Raw genomic sequence first — 19,908 nt, forward strand, 5'->3', positions numbered from 1 at the left:
GCGCGGAAAGGGGGCGCGGAAAGGGGGATGCGGAGAAGGAGGGACGTGCGGCAGGGCGGCGCGTTCAGAGCACCTTGGCGAGGAAGGCCCGGGTCCGGTCGTGCCGGGGCCGGTCCAGCACCTCGGCGGGCGGGCCCTGCTCGACGACCACGCCGCCGTCCATGAAGACCACGGTGTCGGCGACCTCGCGGGCGAACCCGATCTCGTGGGTGACCACGATCATCGTGGTGCCGCTGCGGGCCAGGTCCTTGATGACGTCCAGCACCTCGCCGACCAGCTCCGGGTCGAGCGCCGAGGTCGGCTCGTCGAACAGCAGCACCTTCGGCTCCAGTGCCAGCGCCCGGGCGATCGCCACCCGCTGCTGCTGCCCGCCGGACAGCTGCCGGGGGTAGGCGGCGGCCTTGTCGGCCAGCCCGACCCGCTCCAGCAGCGCCGACGCCGTCGCCCTGGCCTCGGCCCGGGGCCGGCGCAGCGCGGAGACCGGCGCCTCGACCAGGTTCTCCAGCACGGTGAGGTGCGGGAACAGGTTGAAGTTCTGGAACACGAAGCCGATGCCGGTGCGCTGGCGCAGCACCTCGCGTTCCTTGAGCTCGTACAGCTTGTCCCCGGAGCGCCGGTAGCCGATCAGCTCGCCGTCGATCGCGACGTGGCCGCGGTCCAGCTTCTCCAGGTGGTTGATCGCCCGCAGCAGGGTGGACTTGCCGGAGCCGGACGGACCGAGCACCACGGTCACCGAGCCGGCCGGGACGTCCAGGTCGACCCCGCGCAGCACCTCCAGCCGGCCGAAGCTCTTGTGCAGGCCGCGGACCTGCACCATCGGGGCGGCGTCGGTCGGCCCGGTCTTCGTCAGGGTGGTCACGGCTGTCCTCCGGAGGTGCGGGCGACGGGCGAGGTGCGGGCCGGCAGGCTCCGGACGAGGGCCCGGACGCGCTGCAGCGGGGTGGGCGGCGGGGTGCGCCGCGCGCCGCGGGCGAAGTGGCGTTCGACGTAGTACTGGCCGATCGACAGCAGGGTGGTGAGCACCACGTACCAGACGGTGGCGACCATCAGCAGCGGCACCACCCGGCCGGTCCGGCCGTAGATGACCTGGGTCTGGTAGAAGAGCTCGCCGATGGCCATCACGTAGACCACCGACGTGCCCTTGAGCAGCGAGATGACCTCGTTGGCGGCGGCCGGCAGGATGCCCCGCATGGCCTGCGGCAGCACGATCCGCCAGGCCTGCCGCCGGCGCGGGATGCCGAGGGCGGCGGCGGCCTCCCGCTGGCCGGCGTCCACCGCGATGACGCCGCCGCGGATGATCTCGGCGGCGAACGCGGCCTGGTGCAGTCCGAGGCCGAGCACCGCGGCCCCGAGCGCGCCGAGCACGCCGACGGTCTCGAAGTCGCCGAAGGTCGGGCCGAAGGGGATGCCGAACCCGAACCGCTTGTAGAGGTAGGAGAGGTTGAACCAGAACACCAGCTGGACGATCAGCGGGATCGAGCGGAACACCCAGACGTAAGCCCAGGCGATGGCCCGCAGGATCGCGCTGCGGGACAGCCGCATCGCGGCCACCCCGGCGCCCAGCAGGAAGCCCAGCACCGTTCCGTAGGCGGTGAGTTCGAGGGTCCGGCCGATCGCCTGGAGGATGGTGTCGGCGGTGAAGTAGACCCGGAAGGTGGCCCAGTCCCAGCCGGGGTTGGTGGCCAGGCCGTGGGTGAACTGGGCGAGGACGACCAGGGCGACGGCCCCGGCCGCCCAGCGCCAGGGGTGCCGGGCGGGGACGGTCGGCAGGCCCTCCAGGGCGTCGAGGTCGACGGCGGCCGCGGTTCTGCGGCGGGGCGGGGGCGCGGGGGTCTCGGTGGTGACGGTCATCGGAGGCTCCTTGGGCCTGTGGGCGGAGGACCCGGCGTCGAGGGGCCCGGCGTCGAGGGGCCCGGCGGCGGAGGACCCACCGGTGGAAGGCCCGGCGTCGGAAGGCCCCCCGACGGAAGGCCCGGCGGCGGAGAGCCCACCGCCGGAGCGGGCCGGCGGCGGAGCGGGCCGGTGCTCACGCGTGCTCGGGCGGGCTGATCTGCGATTCCTTGATGGCCGAGTCGGTGACCCCCCACTTGCGCAGGATCCGCTCGTACGTCCCGTCCTTGATCAGCTGGTTGACCGCCGCCTGGAAGGCCGGGGTGAGCTTCGAGCCCTTCTTGAAGGCGAAGCCGACGTCGAGGCGGTGGAACTCGCCGAGGAAGCGGAGGCCGGAAGCCTCCTGCGAGGCCTGGTGGCGCAGGCCGTTGATGGTGGACATCTCGACGTCGACCCGGCCCTGCTGGAGGCTGGTCAGCAGTGCACCGCTCTCGCTGAACGCCTTGACCTCGTACGGCTTCTTCCCGGCGTCGGTGCAGACGTTCCTGCGGCTGTTGAGGGTGGTCTCGAAGGTGGTGCCGGCGCCGGTGCCGACGGTCAGCCCGCACAGCTGGACCAGGTCGGTGATCGGCTGGATCGCGGTGTTGTCCTTCTTCACCGCGAAGCCCTGGCCGTCGTCGATGTAGGTGACGAAGTCGATGGTCTTCAGCCGGGCCGTGGTGACCCCGAAGTTGCCGGTGCCGACGTCGAACTTCCCGCTGTCCAGGGCGGGCAGGATGGTCTCGAACGCGGCCTCCTGCCGTTCCACGGCCAGGCCGAGCACCTTGGCCACCGCGTCGGTGAAGTCCACGTCGATCCCGGCGGGCTTCTTGCCGACCTGGTCGACGTAGAACGCGGTGGGCGCCGCGCCGAAGGACGAGCCGAACTTCAGCGTGCCGGCCCTGCGGACCTCCTCGGGCAGCAGCGCGGCCGCGGCCTCCGACCTGGCCAGGCCGGAGACGACGTCCTCGGTGGCGGAGGCGGCCGGGCCGCCCGTCCCCGCCGCACCCGCGATCTTCGGGTCCGAGCCGCAGGCGGCCAGGGCCAGGACCGGCAGCAGGGCGGTGGCCGCGAGCAGGCGGCGGCGGACGGTGGTGGTTCTCACGGGGGGCCTTTCAGGGGGTGTGGACGGGCTGCCGCGCGGGCGCGGCGGGGAGAAACTGCCCGGACGGGTCGGGAAGGTCCTTCTCGAACGGCAGCGGGCCGATCGTCAGCGGATCTGCGCTGACGTCGAACAGCGGGGTGTACCCGGCCGCCAGGTAGAGGCCCCTGGCCTCCGGCTGGCGCGGCCCGGTGGTGAGGTGGATGCGGGTGTAGCCGGCCTCGGCGGCGGTCCGCTCCAGTTCGGCCAGCACCCGGCGGGCCAGGCCGCGGCGGCGGTGCGCGGAGTGCGTCCACATCCGCTTCACCTCGGCGGTGTGCTCGTCGTACCGCTTGTACGCGCCGCCGGCCACCGGTTCGCCGCCCTCCAGGAGGAGCAGCAGCACGCCGTGCGGCTCGGCGAAGGCCTCGCCCGGGTAACGGCTCATCTCCCGGTGCGCCTCGGGGCCGTACCGGGTGACGTACTCGTGGGTGAGTTCGCGCAGCAGCGGCTCGACCAGCCGGTCGTCGACGGTGACCCGGCGGAACTCGGCCGGCGGCGCCGTGCTCACGCCTGCACCGCGATCAGTTGCCGGCGGTCGCGCTCGGCCCGCTCGTCCCGGGCCGCCTGCTCGTCCCGGGCCGCCTGCTCGGCGGCCTTCGCGGCGTCCCGCTTGGCGACCTCCTCGCGGACGATCGGGATGACGTACCGGCCGAAGTCGATGGCGTCGTCCAGCAGGTGGTAGCCGCGGGCGGACAGGATGTCCACGCCGAGGTCGTGGTAGTCCAGCAGGGCCTGGGCGACCGTCTCCGGGGTGCCGACCAGCGCGTTGGAGTTGCCCGCCCCGCCGGTGGCCGCGGCGGTCGGGGTCCACAGCGCGCGGTCGTAGCGCTCGCCGGCCTCGGCGATCTCGATCAGCCGCTGCGAGCCGACGTTCTCGGGTGTCACGGCCTCCGGTGTCGCGGGCCCCGCCGTCCGCCCCGCCGTCCGCCCCGACGCCGGCCGGTCGGCGGCCCGGCGGGCCCGGATCGCGGCGACCGTCCGGTGCGCCTTCTCCCAGGCCAGTTCCTCGGTCGGCGCGATGATCGGCCGGAACGCCACCTGGATCCGCGGCAGGTCGGTCCGCCCGGCGGCCCGCGCCGCCTCCCGCACCCGCTCGATCTGCTCGGCGGTCCGGGCCAGCGGCTCGCCCCAGAGGCAGTAGATGTCGGCCTCGGCGCCACCGGCCGCGTAGGCCGCGTCCGAGGAGCCGCCGAAGGAGACCGCCGGACGCGGTTGCTGCACCGGGAAGACGTCCGAGACGAAGTCCTCGAAGCGGTAGTGCGGGCCCTCGTGGTCGAAGGGCTCCCGGCTGGTCCACGCCTTCTTCACGATGCCGATGTACTCGCGGGTGCGCTCGTAGCGCTCGTCCTTGGTGAGGAAGTCGCCCTCGCGGCGCTGCTCGTGGTCGTTGCCGCCGGTGATGAAGTGCACGGTGAGCCGGCCGTCGCTGATCCGATCCAGCGTCGCGAAGGTCTTGGCGGCGAACGTCGGGTAGGAGACGTTGGGCCGGTGGGCCAGCAGGATCTGCAGCCGGTCGAGGTGCGAGGCGAGGTAGGCCGCCGAGGCCGCCGGCTCCGGGGCGCCGGCCCCGTACGCGAAGAGCACCCGGTCCCAGCCGTGGTCCTCGTGCGCCCGGGCCAGCCGCAGGGTGTAGTCGCGGTCGAAGGCGGCGGTGGTGCGCGGGGTGGTCTCCGAACCGTCGCCGGTGGCGGCGATGCCGAGGAATTCGACAGGCATGGCGGAACCTTTCGGGTGAGCGGGGATCCGGTGGGCCGCGGGTGGGCGGACCGGAGGCGGCCGTGACGGGGCGGCCGTCGGGCACGTGACGGTGGCGCGGGCAGGCCGGAGCGCGGCGAAGGCCGGACCGAACGGGGGAACAGGGGAGCAGGGAACGGGGAACTGCCGGAGCGCAGTGCGAAGTCGGCGATGACAGCGGATGCCTGACGTGCCGTCATGTGAGGGCGGCGACTCCCGGCCCGCGGCGGGGCAAACCGAGGGAGGACTCCCCGAGGGAATCAGGGCCGAGGGAATCAGGACCGAGGACGGTCAGGGCCGAGGACGGTCAGGGCCGGACGGGCGGCCGCTGTCGGGTCAGCCGCGACACGCCGCGGACCACACCCGACCGAAGTCGATGTGGTCGCGGGTGACCAGGGGCTGCTCGGCGTACATGGCCTCAAGTTGAGCAGCCGCCCGGTCCCGCGTCAACCACCCATCATTGCCGCACTGTTGCGATCTCCTGTCACTTCCCCGACCGCTGCCGCAGGACCGCCCCCACCCCTCGGGCCACCCTTGACAGCCCTCGTTCGCGCATGCGTACGATCACGGCGGAGTGCAGTGCAACCGTGCCGGACGCGTTGAGGGACGCGGGCCGGCACCCCAGGCCGTACGTACGTGACCGCCGCCGTACCCGCCCGCCCGCACTCCCGCCAGGAGCCTCCGCCATGGCCACCCCGCAGGACGTCCTGCCCGCCCCCTCCGCACTCGACCGCTCCGCCCCGCCGCCCTTGGCCCGGATCGTCGCCCGCCGCAAGCCCGGCCAGTGGGCCGCCGCCGGCGTCGCACTGCTGCTGGCGACGATGGCGGTCACCTCGGTGATCCGCAACGAGGCCTTCCAGTGGAGCGTGGTCGCGGACTGGTTCACCGCCCGGTCCGTGCTCGACGGCCTCACCCTGACCCTGTGGCTGACCGCCGTCACCCTCGCGCTCGGCTTCGCGTTCGGCACCGTCCTCGCCGTCATGCGGCTGTCCGCCAACCCGGTTCTGCGCACGCTCGGTTGGGTGTACATCTGGATCTTCCGTTCCACCCCGCCGCTGGTGCAGCTGCTGTTCTTCTTCAACATCGGCGCGCTCTACCCCACGCTCGGCCTCGGCATCCCGTTCGGCCCCGAGTTCGTCACCGTCAGGACGGTCGACCTGATCGGCCCCACCCTGACCGCCGTCATCGGCCTCACCCTGCTGGAGACCGCCTACGCCGCCGAGGTGATCCGCGGCGGCATCCTCTCCGTGGACCGCGGCCAGCTGGAGGCGGCCGCCGCGCTCGGGATCGCCCGCCGACGGGTCCTGCGCCGCATCGTCGTGCCGCAGGCGATGCGCGCGATCGTGCCGACCGCCGGGAACATGCTGATCGGCGCACTCAAGGGCACCAGCATCGTCAGCGTGCTGGCCGTCTCCGACCTGCTCTACTCGGTGCAACTGGTCTACCTGCAGTCGTACCGGGTCATCCCGATGCTGATGGTCGCCACCATCTGGTACCTGGTGATCACCACCCTGCTGTCCATCGGCCAGTACTACCTGGAACGGCACTTCGCCAGGGGCGCCACCCGCGACGGCCTGCCGCCCACGCCGCTGCAGCGGGCCCGCGCGGCCTACCGACGGGTGGTGGGGGCGTGACGACGCTCGTCATCGTCGGCGCCGGCCCGCGCGGCACCGGTCTGCTGGAGCGGATCGCCGCCAACGCCGCCGAACTCCTGCCCGCCGAACGTCCGTTGGAGATCCATCTGGTCGACCCGTACCCGCCCGGCGCGGGCCGGATCTGGCGCCACGACCAGTCCCCGCTGCTGCGGATGAACTCGATGGCCGAGGACGTCACCATGTTCACCGACGAGCGCTCCACCCTCGAAGGACCGGTCCGCCCCGGCCCCTCGCTCGCCGAATGGGCGGTACGCCAGGCGGAGTTCGCGCCGTACCGGGAGGTCGCCGACCCGACCGTCCGGGCCGAGCTGGACAGCCTCGCCCCCACCGACTTCCCCACCCGCCGGGCCCAGAGCGCCTACCTGGACTGGGTGTTCCGCCGCACCGTCGCCGACCTGCCGCCCCACGTCGGCGTCACCGTCCACCGGGACACCGTGCGGCGGATCGACGGCCCCGCCGACGGCCCGCAGACCGTCCACCTCCGCGACCGGACGCTCACCGCCGACCACGTCGCCCTCACCCTCGGCCACCTCGACTCGGCCCCGCACCCGCGCCACACCGCCGACGCCGACTTCGCCGCCCGACACGGCCGCTTCCACCTCCCGCCCGCCTACTCCGCCGACACCGCCGCCGAGTTGGCGCGCGTCGCCCCCGGCGAACAGGTGGTGCTGCGCGGCCTCGGCTTGGCCGCCGTCGACCTGGTCTCGCTGCTCACCGAGGGCCGCGGCGGCCGCTTCGAACCCACCGGCCGCGGTGACGCGCTGCGCTACCACCCGTCCGGCCGCGAACCGGTGCTCCACCTCGGCTCCCGGCGCGGCGTCCCGTACCACTCCAAGACCGGCTACCGGCTGCAGGGACCGCCCGCCCCGCTCCCCCGGTACTTCGACGCGGCCGCCGTCGACGCCGTGCTCGCCGGCGAAGGGCCGCTGGGGCTACGGCGCGACTTCTGGCCGGCGATGGCCAAGGAGGTCGCCTTCGGGCACTTCCACGAGCTGTTCCACGCCCACCCCGAACGCACCGCCCTGCCCTGGCCCGCGTTCCTGGCCCGGTACGACCGGCACGGCTGGTACACCCCCGAACTCGCCGCCCTGGTCGCCGAGGCCGTCCCCGACCCGGCCGACCGGATCGACTTCGAGCGGCTCGACCACCCGCTGGCCGGCCTCGAACTCGCCTCCGCCGAGGAACTCCAGGCACACCTGCGCGGATACGTCGCCGCCGACGCCGACCGTCGCGCCGACCCCGCGCACAGCGCCGACCTCGGCGCCTTCCTCGCCCTGCTCTCCCTGTTCGGCCAGCTCCAGCGGGTCCTCACGAGCGGCCGGCTCACCGCCCGCTCGGTCGCCGAGGACGTGGACGACTGGTTCTTCGGCTACTTCAGCTTCCTCGCCTCCGGTCCGCCCGGCTTCCGGCTGCGCCAGCTGCTCGCACTGTCGGAGGCCGGGGTGGTGCGCTTCCTCGGCGCGGGCGTACGGGTCGAACGGGACGAGGCCACCGGCACCTGGCGCGCCTCCGGCACCACCGTGCCCGGCCACACCGTCCACGCGACGGCACTCGTCGAGGCGTACCTGCCCAAGCACGCGCTGGCCCGCACCCTCGACCCCGTCCTGCGCGAACTGCACCGCACCGGGCGGATCGTGGAGGAGGTGGTGCGCGACCCCGACTACACCCACCGGTCCGGCCTGGTCACCATCGCCCCGGCCGACAGCCGGTTGCTCGACCCCACCCTGGGCGGTGCCCCGCACCCGCGCCGCACCGCGCTCGGCCCGCACACCAGCCTGCGCTCGGCCGCCGCCTTCGCCCGGCCGCGCACCGACGCCCCGGGCTTCCGGCAGAACGACGCGGCCGCCCGGGTCCTGCTGCGGGCCCTGGCCGCGCTCCCGACGGCGGCCCTGGCCGCGTGAACGTGACCGTGCCCGGCCGTCGCAAGTGGGGAGCCGGGAACCGGGAACCGGGAGCCGCGGCAGGATCCGTCGTCGACGACAGCCCGCAGAAACGTCAGAAACGCCATAGACGCCATAGACGCCAGCGACACCAGAGACGTCAGGGGCCGAAGATCTCCTCCACCAGGTCCTCGTCGGAGACGTGGTCCGGGGCGCCGAACACCACGTCCGCGACGCCCTTCAGGCCGATCCCGCGGTCCAGCGCGTCCATGCAGGCCCGGGCCTCCCCGTCGGTGGCGAAGTCCCAGACCCGCAACCGGCGCACCAGCACCAGTGCCTCCACCGGGCTCATCCTCGGCGTCCGGCGCCGGTGCGGTCCGCCCGCGCCGCGGCGGCCCGCACCGGCGAGCCGCTGCTGGTAGCCGGCCAGGTCCTGCCAGGCCTGCGCGGTGCTCGGGTGGTGCTCACCGAGGACCCGGGCGAGGTCGGGCAGCAGCCCGTGCAGTTCGAGCACGGCGCCCTGCAGGTCGTCCCGGTTGGCCCGGTGCACCGCGAGGTCGTGCCGGGCCTTCAGGACGCGGGTGTCGTGCGGGCCCCAGACGGCGTGGAGATCGGGCAGCAGCTCGTGCAGCAGCCGGATCGCGGTGACCGTCGCACCGCTCTCGCCGACGCACCACACCAGGTGGTAGCGGGCGCCGAGGGTGTCCGGGTCGAGCGGGCCGAGCGCCGAGCGCATGTCGTCGACGACGCTCGTCAGCAGCCGGATCGCGCCGTCCAGGTCCCCGGTCCGGCTGAGGTACCAGGTGAAGTCCCGCCAGGTGCACAGGGTGTCGCGGTCGCCCGCGCCGAGCGCGGTCACGCACTCCTGGGCGACCGCCTGCAGCTGGACCGCCGACTCCCCGGCCGTCGCCGCCCCGTACGCGGCCGACCGCCGCTCGCGCAGCGCGGTCCGTACGCCGTCGGCGGGCGGTACGGCGAGCACCGGCGGGGTGGTCAGCGGCGACAGCACCGACGGCGCGGCGCTCGGCACGACGGGCGGGGCGGCCGGCGGCGCCGTCGGCGCAGCGGCCGGAGGTGCGACGGCCGGAGGTGCGACGGCCGGAGCGGCTGCGGGCGGCGCCACGGGCGGAGCGGTCGGCGCCGGCGGCACCACCGGCCCCACCGCGAGCGGCCCCACCGCGACCGGCGCAGCCTGCGCGACGGGCGCGGCCCGGTCGACCACCGTCGGCACCGCCACCGGCGTGTCGGCCGGCGGTGCCGGCACCGCGGCCAGTTCCGCCAGCCGCCGCGCGACCGTCCTGGCGTCGGCCGGCCGGTCCGCCGGGTCCTTCGCCAGCAGTTCCGCGACCAGTCCGGCCACCTGCGGCGGCAGTCCGAACTGCGCCGGGTCCAGTGCCGGGGGCGCCTCGTTGAGGTGCTGGTACATCAGCACCGGCGTCGAGTCACCGCCGAACGGCCGTGCCCCGGTGAAGAGTTCGACCAGGACGCAGCCGAGGGCGTAGAGGTCCGCCCGGCCGTCCACCCGGCCGCCGGTCCACCGCTCGGGCGCCATGTAGGCGGGGCTGCCGACGATCGTCCCGGTGGTGGTGAGCCCGCCCGCGCCGGTGTCCAGTTGGGCGATGCCGAAGTCCAGCACCTTCAGGTGCCCGCCGCCGGTGAGCATCACGTTGTCGGGCTTGATGTCCCGGTGCACCATGCCGGCGTCGTGCGCGGCCGCCAGCGCCTCGCTGATCTGCCGTCCCCAGCGCAGGCCGAGCGCGGGCTCGGGCAGTCCCTCGCGCAGCACCTCGGTCAGGGTGCGGCCGGTGAGCAGTTCCATCACCAGGAAGGTGACCTCGCGGTCGCCGACCTCGCACTGGCCGAGGTCGTGCACGGTGACGATGTGCGGGTGCGACAGGTTGCCGGCCGCGCACGCCTCCCGCACGAACCGCAGGGCCGCCTTCGCCTGGTCGCCGCCGTGGTGCCCGATGACCTTGACCGCCACCGGACGCCGCATCCGGGTGTCCCGGGCCCGCCACACCACCCCGAACCCGCCCTGTCCGAGCTTCTCCTCCAGCTCGTACCGGCCGTCCAGGACGTCACCGACTCGCACGCGCCCCTCCCCCATCCGCCATGACGGACGAGACTCTACCGACGCCGCCGACCGCCCCTCCCCCCGCCCACGGCCAGGTGGAAGGATGGGCACCGTGCCCCCGCGACGGAGCGGCGGCCCCGGCGGTACGGCCGGATCGAGCAGAGCCGAGGAGAGCGGTCATGGCCAAGCAGGCCCCGCAGAGCGACCCGGCGCAGGACGCCCCCGAGGTTTCCGCGCCCCAGCACGCGGCCGCCGGACTGCCCGCCGTCGGCCACAGCCTGCGGATGGCCGCCGAGCAGATGGGCGCCCGCCGCACCCTGGCCACCCTGCGCAAGGTCAACCAGCCGGACGGCTTCGACTGCCCCGGTTGTGCCTGGCCCGAGCCGGACAGGACGCACACCGCCGAGTTCTGCGAGAACGGCGCCAAGGCCGTCGCCGAGGAGGCCACCGAGCGCCGGATCCGCGCCGACTTCTTCGCCGCCCACCCGGTCGCCGACCTGGCCGGGCGCTCCGGCTACTGGCTGGGCCAGCAGGGCCGGCTCACCGAGCCGATGCTGCTCGACGAGGGCGCCACCCACTACCGGCCGGTCTCCTGGGACGACGCGTTCGCGCTGATCGCCGAGGAGCTGCGCAGCCTGGACACCCCGGACGGCGCCGCCTTCTACACCTCCGGCCGCACCAGCAACGAGGCCGCCTTCGCCTACCAGCTGTTCGCCCGCCGGCTCGGCACCAACAACCTGCCGGACTGCTCCAACATGTGCCACGAGTCCTCCGGCTCGGCGCTCACCGAGACGCTCGGCGTCGGCAAGGGCAGCGTCAGCCTCAAGGACCTCTACCAGGCCGACCTGATCATCGTGGCAGGCCAGAACCCGGGCACCAACCATCCCCGGATGCTCTCCGCGCTGGAGCGCGCCAAGCGGGCCGGCGCCACGATCGTCAGCGTCAACCCGCTGCCGGAGGCCGGCCTGGAGCGGTTCAAGAACCCGCAGAACGCCCGCGGCCTGGTCGGCCACGGCACCAAGCTGACCGATCTCTTCCTGCAGATCCGCCTCGGCGGCGACCTCGCGCTGTTCCGCGCGCTCAACCGGATCGTGCTGGAGCAGGACGGCGTCGACCGCGACTTCGTCGCCGAGCACTGCCACGGCTTCGAGGAGTTCGAGGCCCAGGCCCGGAAGACCGAGCGGGACGAGGTGCTGGCCGCGACCGGCCTGCCCTGGGAGCAGATCGAGGAGCTCGGCCGCCTGGTGCTGGGCTCGAAGAAGATCATCGTCTGCTGGGCGATGGGCCTCACCCAGCACAAGCACGCCGTCCCCACCATCCGCGAGGTGGTCAACTTCCTGCTGCTGCGCGGCAACGTCGGCCGCCCCGGTGCCGGTGTCTGCCCGGTGCGCGGGCACAGCAACGTCCAGGGCGACCGGACGATGGGCATCTTCGAGCGGCCCGCCAAGGCCTTCCTCGACGCGTTGGAGAACGAGTTCGGATTCGAGCCGCCACGCGAGCACGGCCTCGACTCGGTGGACACCATCCGCGCGATGCGCGACGGCAAGGTCAAGGTCTTCTTCGCGATGGGCGGCAACTTCGTCGCGGCCAGTCCGGACACCGAGGTCACCGAGGCGGCGATGCGCCGCTGCAGGCTGACCGTCCACGTCTCCACCAAGCTCAACCGCTCGCACGTGATCACCGGCGCCCGCGCCCTGATCCTGCCCACCCTCGGCCGCACCGACCGGGACGTCACCGGCGCCGGCGCCCAGTTCGTCAGCGTCGAGGACTCGATGGGGCAGGTCCACGCCTCCCGCGGCGGGCTGCGGCCGCCCGCGCCCGGCCTGCTCTCCGAGACCGCGATCGTCTGCCGCCTCGCCCGCGCCGTCCTCGGCCCGCGGGACACCCTGCCGTGGGAGGACTTCGCCACCGACTACGACACCCTGCGCGACCGGATCGCCCGCGTCGTCCCCGGCTTCGCGGACTACAACGAGAAGGTCCGCCGGCCGGGCGGCTTCACCCTCCCGCACGGTCCCCGGGACTCCCGCACCTTCCCCACCGCGACCGGCAGGGCCAACTTCACCGTCAACCCGCTCACCGCCCCCGAGGTCCCGCCGGGCCGCCTGCTGCTCCAGACGCTGCGCTCGCACGACCAGTACAACACCACGATCTACGGCCTCGACGACCGCTACCGCGGCATCAAGGGCGGCCGCCGGGTGGTCCTGGTCAACCCCGCCGACGCCGCCGAACTGGGACTCACCGACGGCGAGTACGTCGACCTGGTCGGCGAGTGGAAGGACGGCGTCGAGCGCCGCGCGCCCCACTTCCGGGTCGTCCACTACCCCGTCGCCCGCGGCGGAGCGGCGGCCTACTACCCCGAGACCAACGTCCTGGTCCCGCTGGACTCCACCGCCGACATCAGCAACACCCCGACCTCCAAGGCCGTGGTGATCCGCTTCGCCGCCGACACCGGCGCCTGACCCCCGACGAAGGCGGAGGCCGCCCCACGTCCTCGGACGCGGGGCGGCCTCGCCGTCGGTGCGGGCAGTCAGTGCGTGGGCGTCCCCAGCGGCCGGGTCGCCGTGGGGCTGCCCGGGACGGAGGCGGAGGCCGAGACGGAGGCGGTGGCGGAGCCGGTGCCGCTCGGGGTGCCCGCCGGGCTCCCCGTTCCGCTCGGGGTGGGCGTGCCGGGCGTGCCGGGCGGCGTCGTGGGCGTAGTCGGCGTGGTCGGGGTCGTCGGCGTGCCGGTCGGGGTCTGGGTGGGCGTCGGCGTGCCGGTGCCCGACGGCGTGCCCGGGTCGGTCGGGGTGCCGGTCCCGCCGGGGGTGGTCGGCGTGCCGGTGGGCTGGCCCGGGGACGTCGGCGGGGTGGTCGGCGTGGTCGGCGTGGTCGGCTTGGTGGGGTTCGGCGCGATCGGGGTGGTGGAGTCCCAGCCGGCCGGCAGGTCGGGCACCTTCCAGGCGCCGCCCGCGTCGTCGGCCGCGCCGGACGGGTCCGGCCGGACGGCACCGAGGATCGGCATCGAGCCGATCGGCGACACCTTGATGAACGCCCCCGGGCGCGGCGCCTGCACGATCAGCCCACCGCCGATGTACATCCCGACGTGCGAGGCGTCCTGGAAGTAGATCACCAGGTCACCGGGCCGCAGCTGGTTGAGCGCCACGTGCGGCAGCTGCGCCCACTGCTCCTGGCTGGTGCGCGGGATGGGCTTGCCGGCGTGCAGCCAGGCCTGCGAGGTGAGGCCGGAGCAGTCGTAGGAGTCCGGTCCGATGCCGCCCCACAGGTAGGGCTTGCCGACCTGCGCCAGCGCGAAGGCCACCGCCCCGCGCCCCTGCTGCGAGGGCGTGCGCTCGCCCTTGCCGAGCGCTCCGGAGGCGAGGAACGCGAGCTGGGCCTCGTCGGCCTTCGCCTTCTCCAGCTGCTCCAGCTCGGTCCGCTGGGCGCCCGTCAGCGAGGAGACGACCTGTTCGACCGAGGCGAGGTCGGCGGCGACCTTGGCCTTGGCGGCGTCCTGCTGGGCGACCAGCCCCTGGGAGGCCTTCAGCGCGTCCTCGGTCTGCTTCTTCAGCCCGTCGAGCGCGTTCCGGTCGTTCTTCAGCCGCTCCAGGAACTCCGACTGGGAGCGGCTGGCCGTGGCGAGCAGCTCGGCGATGGTGACGGCCTCGTACGGGTCCTTGGACAGCAGCAGTTCGGCGTACGCGGAGGCGGCGCCGTTGCGGTACTGCGCGGCGGCCAGCTGCGAGGCGATGTCGGTGCCGGCGTCGACCTCCTTCTGCTGGCGTTCCAGCCTGCCCTGGAGGTCGGTGAGCGCGGCCTGCTGCTCGGCGACCTTGGCCACCGTGCCGTTGTACTCCTCGGTGGCGGCCTCGGCGCTCTGGTAGAGCGCGTGCAGCTGGTCGAGGAGCGGGCCGAGGGTGGCCTTGGCGGCGGCGAGCGGGTCGGCGCCCGCGACGACGGTGCCGGCGCCCGGGTCGGGTGCGGCCCAGGCGGCGCCGGCGGCGGCCGGCAGGGCGAGTGCGGCGGCCGCGAGGACGGCTCCGCACCGCAGTGCCGCCCGCACCCAGGGGCGTACGCCTGTCGTCTCCGTACGCTGTCCAGCCCCGCCCATGGGTTGGTCCTCCCCGCCCAGTGCCCTGTCCCGGTCTCCCGGATCCCGCAGATCCTCCCATGGGTTACTCGCCGGAAACAGGGCGCACGCGTACTGGGAGGTTAATTCTCGATTGAACTGTGAGACAGCTCTCAGCAAACCCGGTCGAACCAGGGCGTTCCACGCCAATGCCCAGTTCAGTGCGGTCGAGGTCACCCCGGCGAAAGCTTACGGTTACCACTAGTCAACCATCGGAACCACGATTCCCGGCTCAGTTCACCTTCCGTTTACCAAGCCGACCTACGGTCGCGACGTCACCAACGTCCGTGCGACAACTACGACGATTGTTTGGGTATGGAACACATCTCGTTCCTGGTAGCCGTTGTGATCATCACGGCGCTGGCCTTCGACTTCACCAACGGGTTCCACGACACCGCCAACGCGGCCGCCACCGCGATCGCGACCGGGGCCCTTCGTCCGAAGGTCGCGGTCACCATCGCGGCCGTCCTGAACTTCGCGGGCGCGTTCCTGTCCGTGAAGGTCGCCACCACCATCTCCGGCGGCATCGTCAACGAGAAGGCCGGGGTCCATCCCGAGATCATCTTCGCCGCACTGGCCGGAGCGATCCTCTGGAACCTGCTGACCTGGCTGCGCGGCCTGCCGTCCAGCTCCTCGCACGCGCTGTACGGCGGCCTGATCGGCGCCACGATCGTCGGCGTCGGCATGAACGGCGTCAACTTCGACACCGTGATCACCAAGATCATCATCCCGGCGGTCGCCTCCCCGTTCGTCGCCGGCCTGGCCTCCTGGGGCGCCACCAAGCTGGCCTACGCGATCACCCGCAAGGGCGACGGCGCGGCCACCGAGAAGGGCTTCAAGACCGGCCAGATCTTCTCGTCCTCGCTGATCTCGCTCGCGCACGGCACCAACGACGCCCAGAAGACGATGGGCATCATCACCCTGACCCTGGTCTCGGTCGGCGCCCTGCCGCACGGCGCGCTGCCCCCCACCTGGGTGATCGTCTCCGCAGGTGCCGCGATCGCGCTGGGCACCTACATGGGCGGCTGGCGGATCATCCGCTCGATGGGCAAGGGCCTGGCCGACATCCGGCCGCCGCAGGGCTTCGCCTCCGAGTCGGCCGCCGCGACGGTCATCCTGACCTCCTCGCACATGGGCTTCGGCCTCTCCACCACCCAGGTCTGCTCCGGCGGCATCATGGGCGCGGGCCTCGGCGGCCCCAAGGGCGAGCTGCGTTGGAGCATGGTCCGCCGCATGGTCTACACCTGGGGCCTGACCCTGCCGGCCGCCGCGCTGGTCTCCGGCGGCGCGGCCCTGCTGGCCGAGCAGGGCAGCTGGGGCGTCGCCCTGGTCGGCGCCGTGCTGGTGGCCGGCTCGGGCGCGATGTGGCTGATCTCCCGCCGCCAGCCGGTCGGCGCGGACAACGTCAACGACGTCACCACGGTCGAGGTCGAGGTCGCACCGGCCGTCGCCGCGAACGCCCCCACCCCCGCCTCGACCACGGTCGCGGCCTGAGCGCCGCAGGCTGAGGAGCACTCACCATGCACATCAAGTGGACCGCCCTGGCCCAGACCGCCGGTTTCAGCTTCGGCATCACCGTCGCCGTGGTCGCCGTCTTCGCGCTCGGCATCCTGGCCCTGTCCCGCCGCGAGGCCTCGCTGAGCGCCGCCCGTGAGGCCGGGAGCGCCCCGGCCCAGGGCGGCGGCAAGCTGGCCCTGGCCGGCGCGTACGCCTGCTTCGCGGTCTGCGCCGCGGCCGTCGGCTACGGGCTGACGCTGATCGCCGGCCACTAGGGCTCGGAGCCCGACGCAACGGGCCGACGCAACGGGCCGACGCAACGGGCCGGGGAGTGCACCTTCGCACTCCCCGGCCCGTTCTCGTACGCCCGGTCGGGCCGGCGGGTCCCGACCCGTCGCGCGCGTCCCCGGTCCTGCCGGCCGGTCAGCTCTCCTGGGTGGTCCTCAGGACCGTCTCCCGGATGAAGAGCACGGTGACGAAGGCCAGCCCGGCGAAGGGCGCGGCCCACAGGAAGACGGTGCCGACGCCGTGCCCGAAGGCGTCGGTCACCAGCGGGACGATCGGGGCCGGCAGCTTGTGCAGGTCCGGGATGCCGCCGCCGGCCGCCGCGTGCCCGGCCGGGACGTGCGCGGCGGTCAGGTTCTCCGCCAGGTAGCGGCCGACCCGGTCGGTCATCAGCGCGCCGAGCGCGGAGACGCCCATCGCGCCGCCCATGGTCCGGAAGAAGGTGACCACCGAGCTGGCCGCGCCGAGCTCGTGCCGGGGCACCGTGTTCTGCACCGCGAGCACCAGGTTCTGGCTGGTCAGACCGAGGCCGACGCCGGTGATCGCCATGTAGAGGGAGAGCAGCCCGTAGTCCGTGTCGGCCCGGGCGGTGCCGAGCAGACCGAAGCCGACCGTGAGCAGCGCGGTGCCGGCGACCAGGTAGGCCTTCCACCTGCCGTACTTGGTGATCAGCCGGCCGGCCACGGCGGAGGCGACCGCCAGGCCGAGGATCATCGGCAGGGTCATCAGGCCGGCCGTGGTCGGGGACTTGGCGCGGGCCAGCTGGAAGTACTGGCTGAGGAAGGTGGTCGCGCCGTACATGCCGACGCCGACCAGCACGCTGGCGAGGGCGGCCAGAGTGACGGTGCGGTACTTGAAGAGGTCCGGCGGGATGATCGGCTCGGCGGCGCGGCGCTCGACCACGACGGCCAGCGCGCCCAGCAGCAGGCCGCCGCCGACCATGGCCGCGGTCTGCCAGGACAGCCAGGCGTAGTTCTTGCCGGCCAGCGTGATCCAGATCATCAGCAGGCTGACCGAGGCGGTGATGACCAGCGCGCCCAGGTAGTCGATCCTCGCCTTGCGCTTGACCACCGGCAGCTTGAGGGTCCGCTGGACCACCGCGATCGCGAGCACGGCGAACGGGATGCCGACGTAGAAGCACCAGCGCCAGCCCAGCCAGGAGGTGTCCACGATGACGCCGCCGATCAGCGGGCCGCCGATGGTCGCGAGCGCGAAGACCGCGCCGAAGTAGCCGCTGTACCGGCCGCGCTCGCGCGGCGGGACCATCGCGGCCAGGCAGATCTGGCCGAGCGCGACGACACCGCCGGCGCCGATGCCCTGCAGTGCGCGGCAGGCGATCAGCTCACCGGTGTTCTGCGAGAGGCCGGCCAGCGCGGAGGTCGCGATGTAGATCAGCAGCGCGATCTGCAGCAGCAGCTTCTTGCTGGCGAGGTCGGAGAGCTTGCCCCAGATCGGGGTGGAGGCGGTGAGGGTGAGCAGGGCCGCGGTGATCACCCAGGTGTAGGCGGACTGGCCGCCGTGCAGGTCGGCCAGGATGTGCGGCAGGGCGTTGGAGACGACGGTCGAGGAGAGCACGGCCACGAAGAGGCCGAGCAGCAGGCCGGAGAGCGCCTCCATCACCTGCCGGTGGGTCATCTGCTGGGTGTCGACGGCGGCGGCGCTGCCGCTCGCGGCCTCGGTGGTCACGGTCATCTGGGTCCTTCGGCGCAGGCGGGCGGGATGCGCGCATCATGAAAATTCGTTGCCTTAAGCAACCATAAGACGAGATGGTTGAATTAGGCAACTTTCTTCAAGGGTGGGTAAAGCCCGCACGGCACCCGCGCCGGCCACCCGCACCACGACCGCCGGCCACCCGCACCACGGCCACCGGTCGCCCGCACCACGAGCGCCCGTCACCCACACCGACGGCGCCGGTGACGCCGCCCGGGGCTCCCCCGTCACTCGGCGGCCGGCTCCCCGAGGACGTCGTTGAAGCGGCGCAGCAGCTCCGCGAAGCGGGTCACGTCGTCCGGCGACCAGCCGCCCATCACCTCGCGCACCCGCCGCATCCGTACGTCCCGGGCGTCCAGGTAGCGCCGGCGCCCGTCCTCGGTCAGCGAGACCAGCGCGGCCCGGCGGTCCAACGGGTCCGCCTCCCGGGCCACCAGGCCCAGGTCCTCCAGCGCCCGGATCTGCCGGCTCACCGTCGCCTTGCCCACCGAGAAGTGCACCCCGACGTCGGTCACCCGGACCCGCCCGGCCTGCTCGATGTAGCCGAGCATGCTGTAGGCCGTGCCCTCCAGTCCGGGGTGCACCCGGCGTGAGAGTTCCGCCACTCTGGCCCGGCCCCGCCGGAACATCAGCGCGACCTCGCGCTCCACCGCCACCAGGGCTTCCTCGTCGCTCACCGCGTCAGTATCGCGCAGCGGCCCCGGCCCGGACCCGGTGCGGGATCTGCCGCGGACCAACTACTTCATGGTATGAAGTATCGGTTCCGAAGATCCGTTTTTCCCCGGTACGCAAGGAGATGTCGATGGCAGCCCCTGGGCAGGGTTTCGTCGCCGAACTGAAGAGCGCGGTCACCCCGCGCGCGGCACTGCTCGTGATCGGAGTGCTGCTCCTCCAGCTCGGCTTCATCACCTCCTACATCGGCGCGCTGCACAAGCCCGCCCCGCACAACCTCTCCATCGCGGTGGTCGCCCCGCCGCAGGTCGCCCCCAAGCTGATCGGCGCGCTGGAGGCGGTCCCGAACGGCGCCGTCAAGGCCGTCACCGCGCCGGACGCCGAGACCGCCACCGCGCAGATCAAGGACCAGAAGATCTACGCGGCCTGGGTCGTGAACCCGACCGGCACCGAGGACACCCTGCTGGTCGGCGGCGCCCGCGGCCCGTCCGCCGCCAAGGCCGCCGAGACCGTCACCACCGCGATCGACCAGTCCCAGGGCCGGACGGTCAAGGTCCAGGACGTCGTGCCGCTCGCCAAGGGCGACACCAACGGCCTCTCCTCCTTCTACCTGGTGATCGGCTGGTGCGTCGGCGGCTACCTGGTCGCCTCGATCCTCGGCATCAGCGCCGGCTCCAAGCCGGCCAACGCCCACCGTCTGCTGATCCGCCTGGGCGTCCTGGCGCTCTACTCGGTCGCGGCCGGCGTCGGCGGCGCGATCATCGCCGGGTCGGTCCTGGACGCGCTGCCCGGCTCGATCCTCGCCCTGTCCGCGATCGGCGCCCTGGTGGTCTTCTCGGTCGGCGCGTTCACCATGGCGCTGCAGTGCCTGTTCGGGATCATCGGCATCGGCATCGCGGTACTGGTCTTCGTCGTCCTCGGCAACCCGAGCGCGGGCGGGGTCTACCCGGCGCCGATGATGCCGCCGTTCTGGCGGGCCATCGGCTCGGTGATCCCGAACGGCGCCGGCACCGGTGCCACCAAGTCGATCGCCTACTTCGGCTCGACCAACCTGGGGATGCCGATCCTGGTCCTGGTGATCTGGGCGCTGGTCGGCATCGGCATCGCCTTCCTGGCCGTGCTGCGCGGCCCCCGCGCCGAGGAGCGCGAGCCCGAGCCCACCGCAGTCGGGGTCTGACCCCCTCCCCTCCGCACCGAGCCCCCGGCCCCACGGCCCGGGGCCCCGCGCGCGGCCCCCCGGGGCCGCCCGCGCGTGGCGCCGCCGGCCCCGGCCAGCCCCCGGG

General features: G+C 73.4%; 15 protein-coding genes. 6 read left to right on the forward strand and 9 right to left on the reverse strand.

The window, feature by feature from the left end; translation table 11 throughout:
- Positions 1-64: 64 nt before the first annotated feature.
- From ACFV0O_RS19390 to ACFV0O_RS19410, 5 genes are all read right to left on the reverse strand, one after another.
- Positions 65-817, reverse strand: coding sequence for an amino acid ABC transporter ATP-binding protein (locus ACFV0O_RS19390; protein WP_360254199.1), 753 nt, complete (start codon positions 815-817; stop codon positions 65-67).
- Positions 818-855: 38 nt separating this feature from the next.
- The gene (locus ACFV0O_RS19395) at positions 856-1,851 is read right to left on the reverse strand and encodes an amino acid ABC transporter permease (protein WP_380343071.1); all 996 of its coding nucleotides are present in this window, start codon (positions 1,849-1,851) and stop codon (positions 856-858) included.
- A 175-nt stretch (positions 1,852-2,026) separates the two neighbouring features.
- Positions 2,027-2,974, reverse strand: coding sequence for an ABC transporter substrate-binding protein (locus ACFV0O_RS19400; protein ID WP_380343074.1), 948 nt, complete (start codon positions 2,972-2,974; stop codon positions 2,027-2,029).
- A 10-nt stretch (positions 2,975-2,984) separates the two neighbouring features.
- Positions 2,985-3,521, reverse strand: coding sequence for a GNAT family N-acetyltransferase (locus tag ACFV0O_RS19405; RefSeq protein WP_380343077.1), 537 nt, complete (start codon positions 3,519-3,521; stop codon positions 2,985-2,987).
- Positions 3,518-4,729: an LLM class flavin-dependent oxidoreductase gene (locus ACFV0O_RS19410; protein ID WP_380343080.1), complete on the reverse strand. Its 1,212-nt coding sequence runs from the start codon at positions 4,727-4,729 to the stop codon at positions 3,518-3,520. The genes ACFV0O_RS19405 and ACFV0O_RS19410 overlap by 4 nt, the downstream gene beginning before the upstream one ends.
- Positions 4,730-5,433: 704 nt before the next feature.
- Between ACFV0O_RS19410 and ACFV0O_RS19415 the strand changes: the two genes are divergently transcribed.
- Positions 5,434-6,381 (forward strand): amino acid ABC transporter permease, encoded by a 948-nt coding sequence (locus ACFV0O_RS19415; RefSeq protein ID WP_380343083.1) that lies wholly within the window; start codon positions 5,434-5,436, stop codon positions 6,379-6,381.
- Complete coding sequence (locus tag ACFV0O_RS19420; RefSeq protein ID WP_380343086.1) at positions 6,378-8,303, forward strand: FAD/NAD(P)-binding protein; 1,926 nt, start codon at positions 6,378-6,380, stop codon at positions 8,301-8,303. The genes ACFV0O_RS19415 and ACFV0O_RS19420 overlap by 4 nt, the downstream gene beginning before the upstream one ends.
- 139 nt (positions 8,304-8,442) lie before the next feature.
- Here the strand turns inward: ACFV0O_RS19420 and ACFV0O_RS19425 are convergent, their stop codons facing one another.
- On the reverse strand, positions 8,443-10,374 hold the full coding sequence (locus tag ACFV0O_RS19425) for a protein kinase (protein ID WP_380343088.1): 1,932 nt from the start codon (positions 10,372-10,374) through the stop codon (positions 8,443-8,445).
- Positions 10,375-10,535: 161 nt separating this feature from the next.
- On the opposite strand from ACFV0O_RS19425, the gene ACFV0O_RS19430 reads away from it, so the two are divergent.
- The gene (locus tag ACFV0O_RS19430) at positions 10,536-12,815 is read left to right on the forward strand and encodes an FdhF/YdeP family oxidoreductase (RefSeq protein ID WP_380343091.1); all 2,280 of its coding nucleotides are present in this window, start codon (positions 10,536-10,538) and stop codon (positions 12,813-12,815) included.
- Positions 12,816-12,883: 68 nt separating this feature from the next.
- Here ACFV0O_RS19430 and ACFV0O_RS19435 read toward each other — a convergent pair whose 3' ends face one another.
- Positions 12,884-14,443 (reverse strand): NlpC/P60 family protein, encoded by a 1,560-nt coding sequence (locus ACFV0O_RS19435; RefSeq protein ID WP_380343094.1) that lies wholly within the window; start codon positions 14,441-14,443, stop codon positions 12,884-12,886.
- 333 nt (positions 14,444-14,776) lie between these two features.
- Between ACFV0O_RS19435 and ACFV0O_RS19440 the strand changes: the two genes are divergently transcribed.
- Both ACFV0O_RS19440 and ACFV0O_RS19445 read left to right on the forward strand, forming a co-directional pair.
- Positions 14,777-15,955 carry an inorganic phosphate transporter gene (locus tag ACFV0O_RS19440; RefSeq protein ID WP_360253935.1) on the forward strand — a complete coding sequence of 393 codons (1,179 nt, stop codon included), beginning with the start codon at positions 14,777-14,779 and terminating at the stop codon, positions 15,953-15,955.
- Between the two features lie 26 nt (positions 15,956-15,981).
- A complete protein-coding gene (locus ACFV0O_RS19445; protein ID WP_360253933.1) occupies positions 15,982-16,233 on the forward strand; it encodes a hypothetical protein in 252 nt (83 codons plus the stop codon).
- A gap of 148 nt (positions 16,234-16,381) precedes the next feature.
- Here ACFV0O_RS19445 and ACFV0O_RS19450 read toward each other — a convergent pair whose 3' ends face one another.
- Both ACFV0O_RS19450 and ACFV0O_RS19455 read right to left on the reverse strand, forming a co-directional pair.
- Positions 16,382-17,935 carry an MDR family MFS transporter gene (locus tag ACFV0O_RS19450; RefSeq protein ID WP_380343098.1) on the reverse strand — a complete coding sequence of 518 codons (1,554 nt, stop codon included), beginning with the start codon at positions 17,933-17,935 and terminating at the stop codon, positions 16,382-16,384.
- 245 nt (positions 17,936-18,180) lie between these two features.
- Positions 18,181-18,630, reverse strand: a complete 450-nt coding sequence (locus ACFV0O_RS19455; protein ID WP_380343100.1) for a MarR family winged helix-turn-helix transcriptional regulator — start codon at positions 18,628-18,630, stop codon at positions 18,181-18,183.
- Positions 18,631-18,755: 125 nt separating this feature from the next.
- Here ACFV0O_RS19455 and ACFV0O_RS19460 point away from each other — a divergent pair, with 125 nt between their 5' ends.
- A complete protein-coding gene (locus ACFV0O_RS19460) occupies positions 18,756-19,802 on the forward strand; it encodes an ABC transporter permease (protein WP_380343103.1) in 1,047 nt (348 codons plus the stop codon).
- The last annotated feature ends 106 nt before the right edge of the window (positions 19,803-19,908 follow it).

It is taken from the genome of Kitasatospora sp. NPDC059577, assembly GCF_042735475.1.
Lineage (GTDB): Bacteria > Actinomycetota > Actinomycetes > Streptomycetales > Streptomycetaceae > Kitasatospora.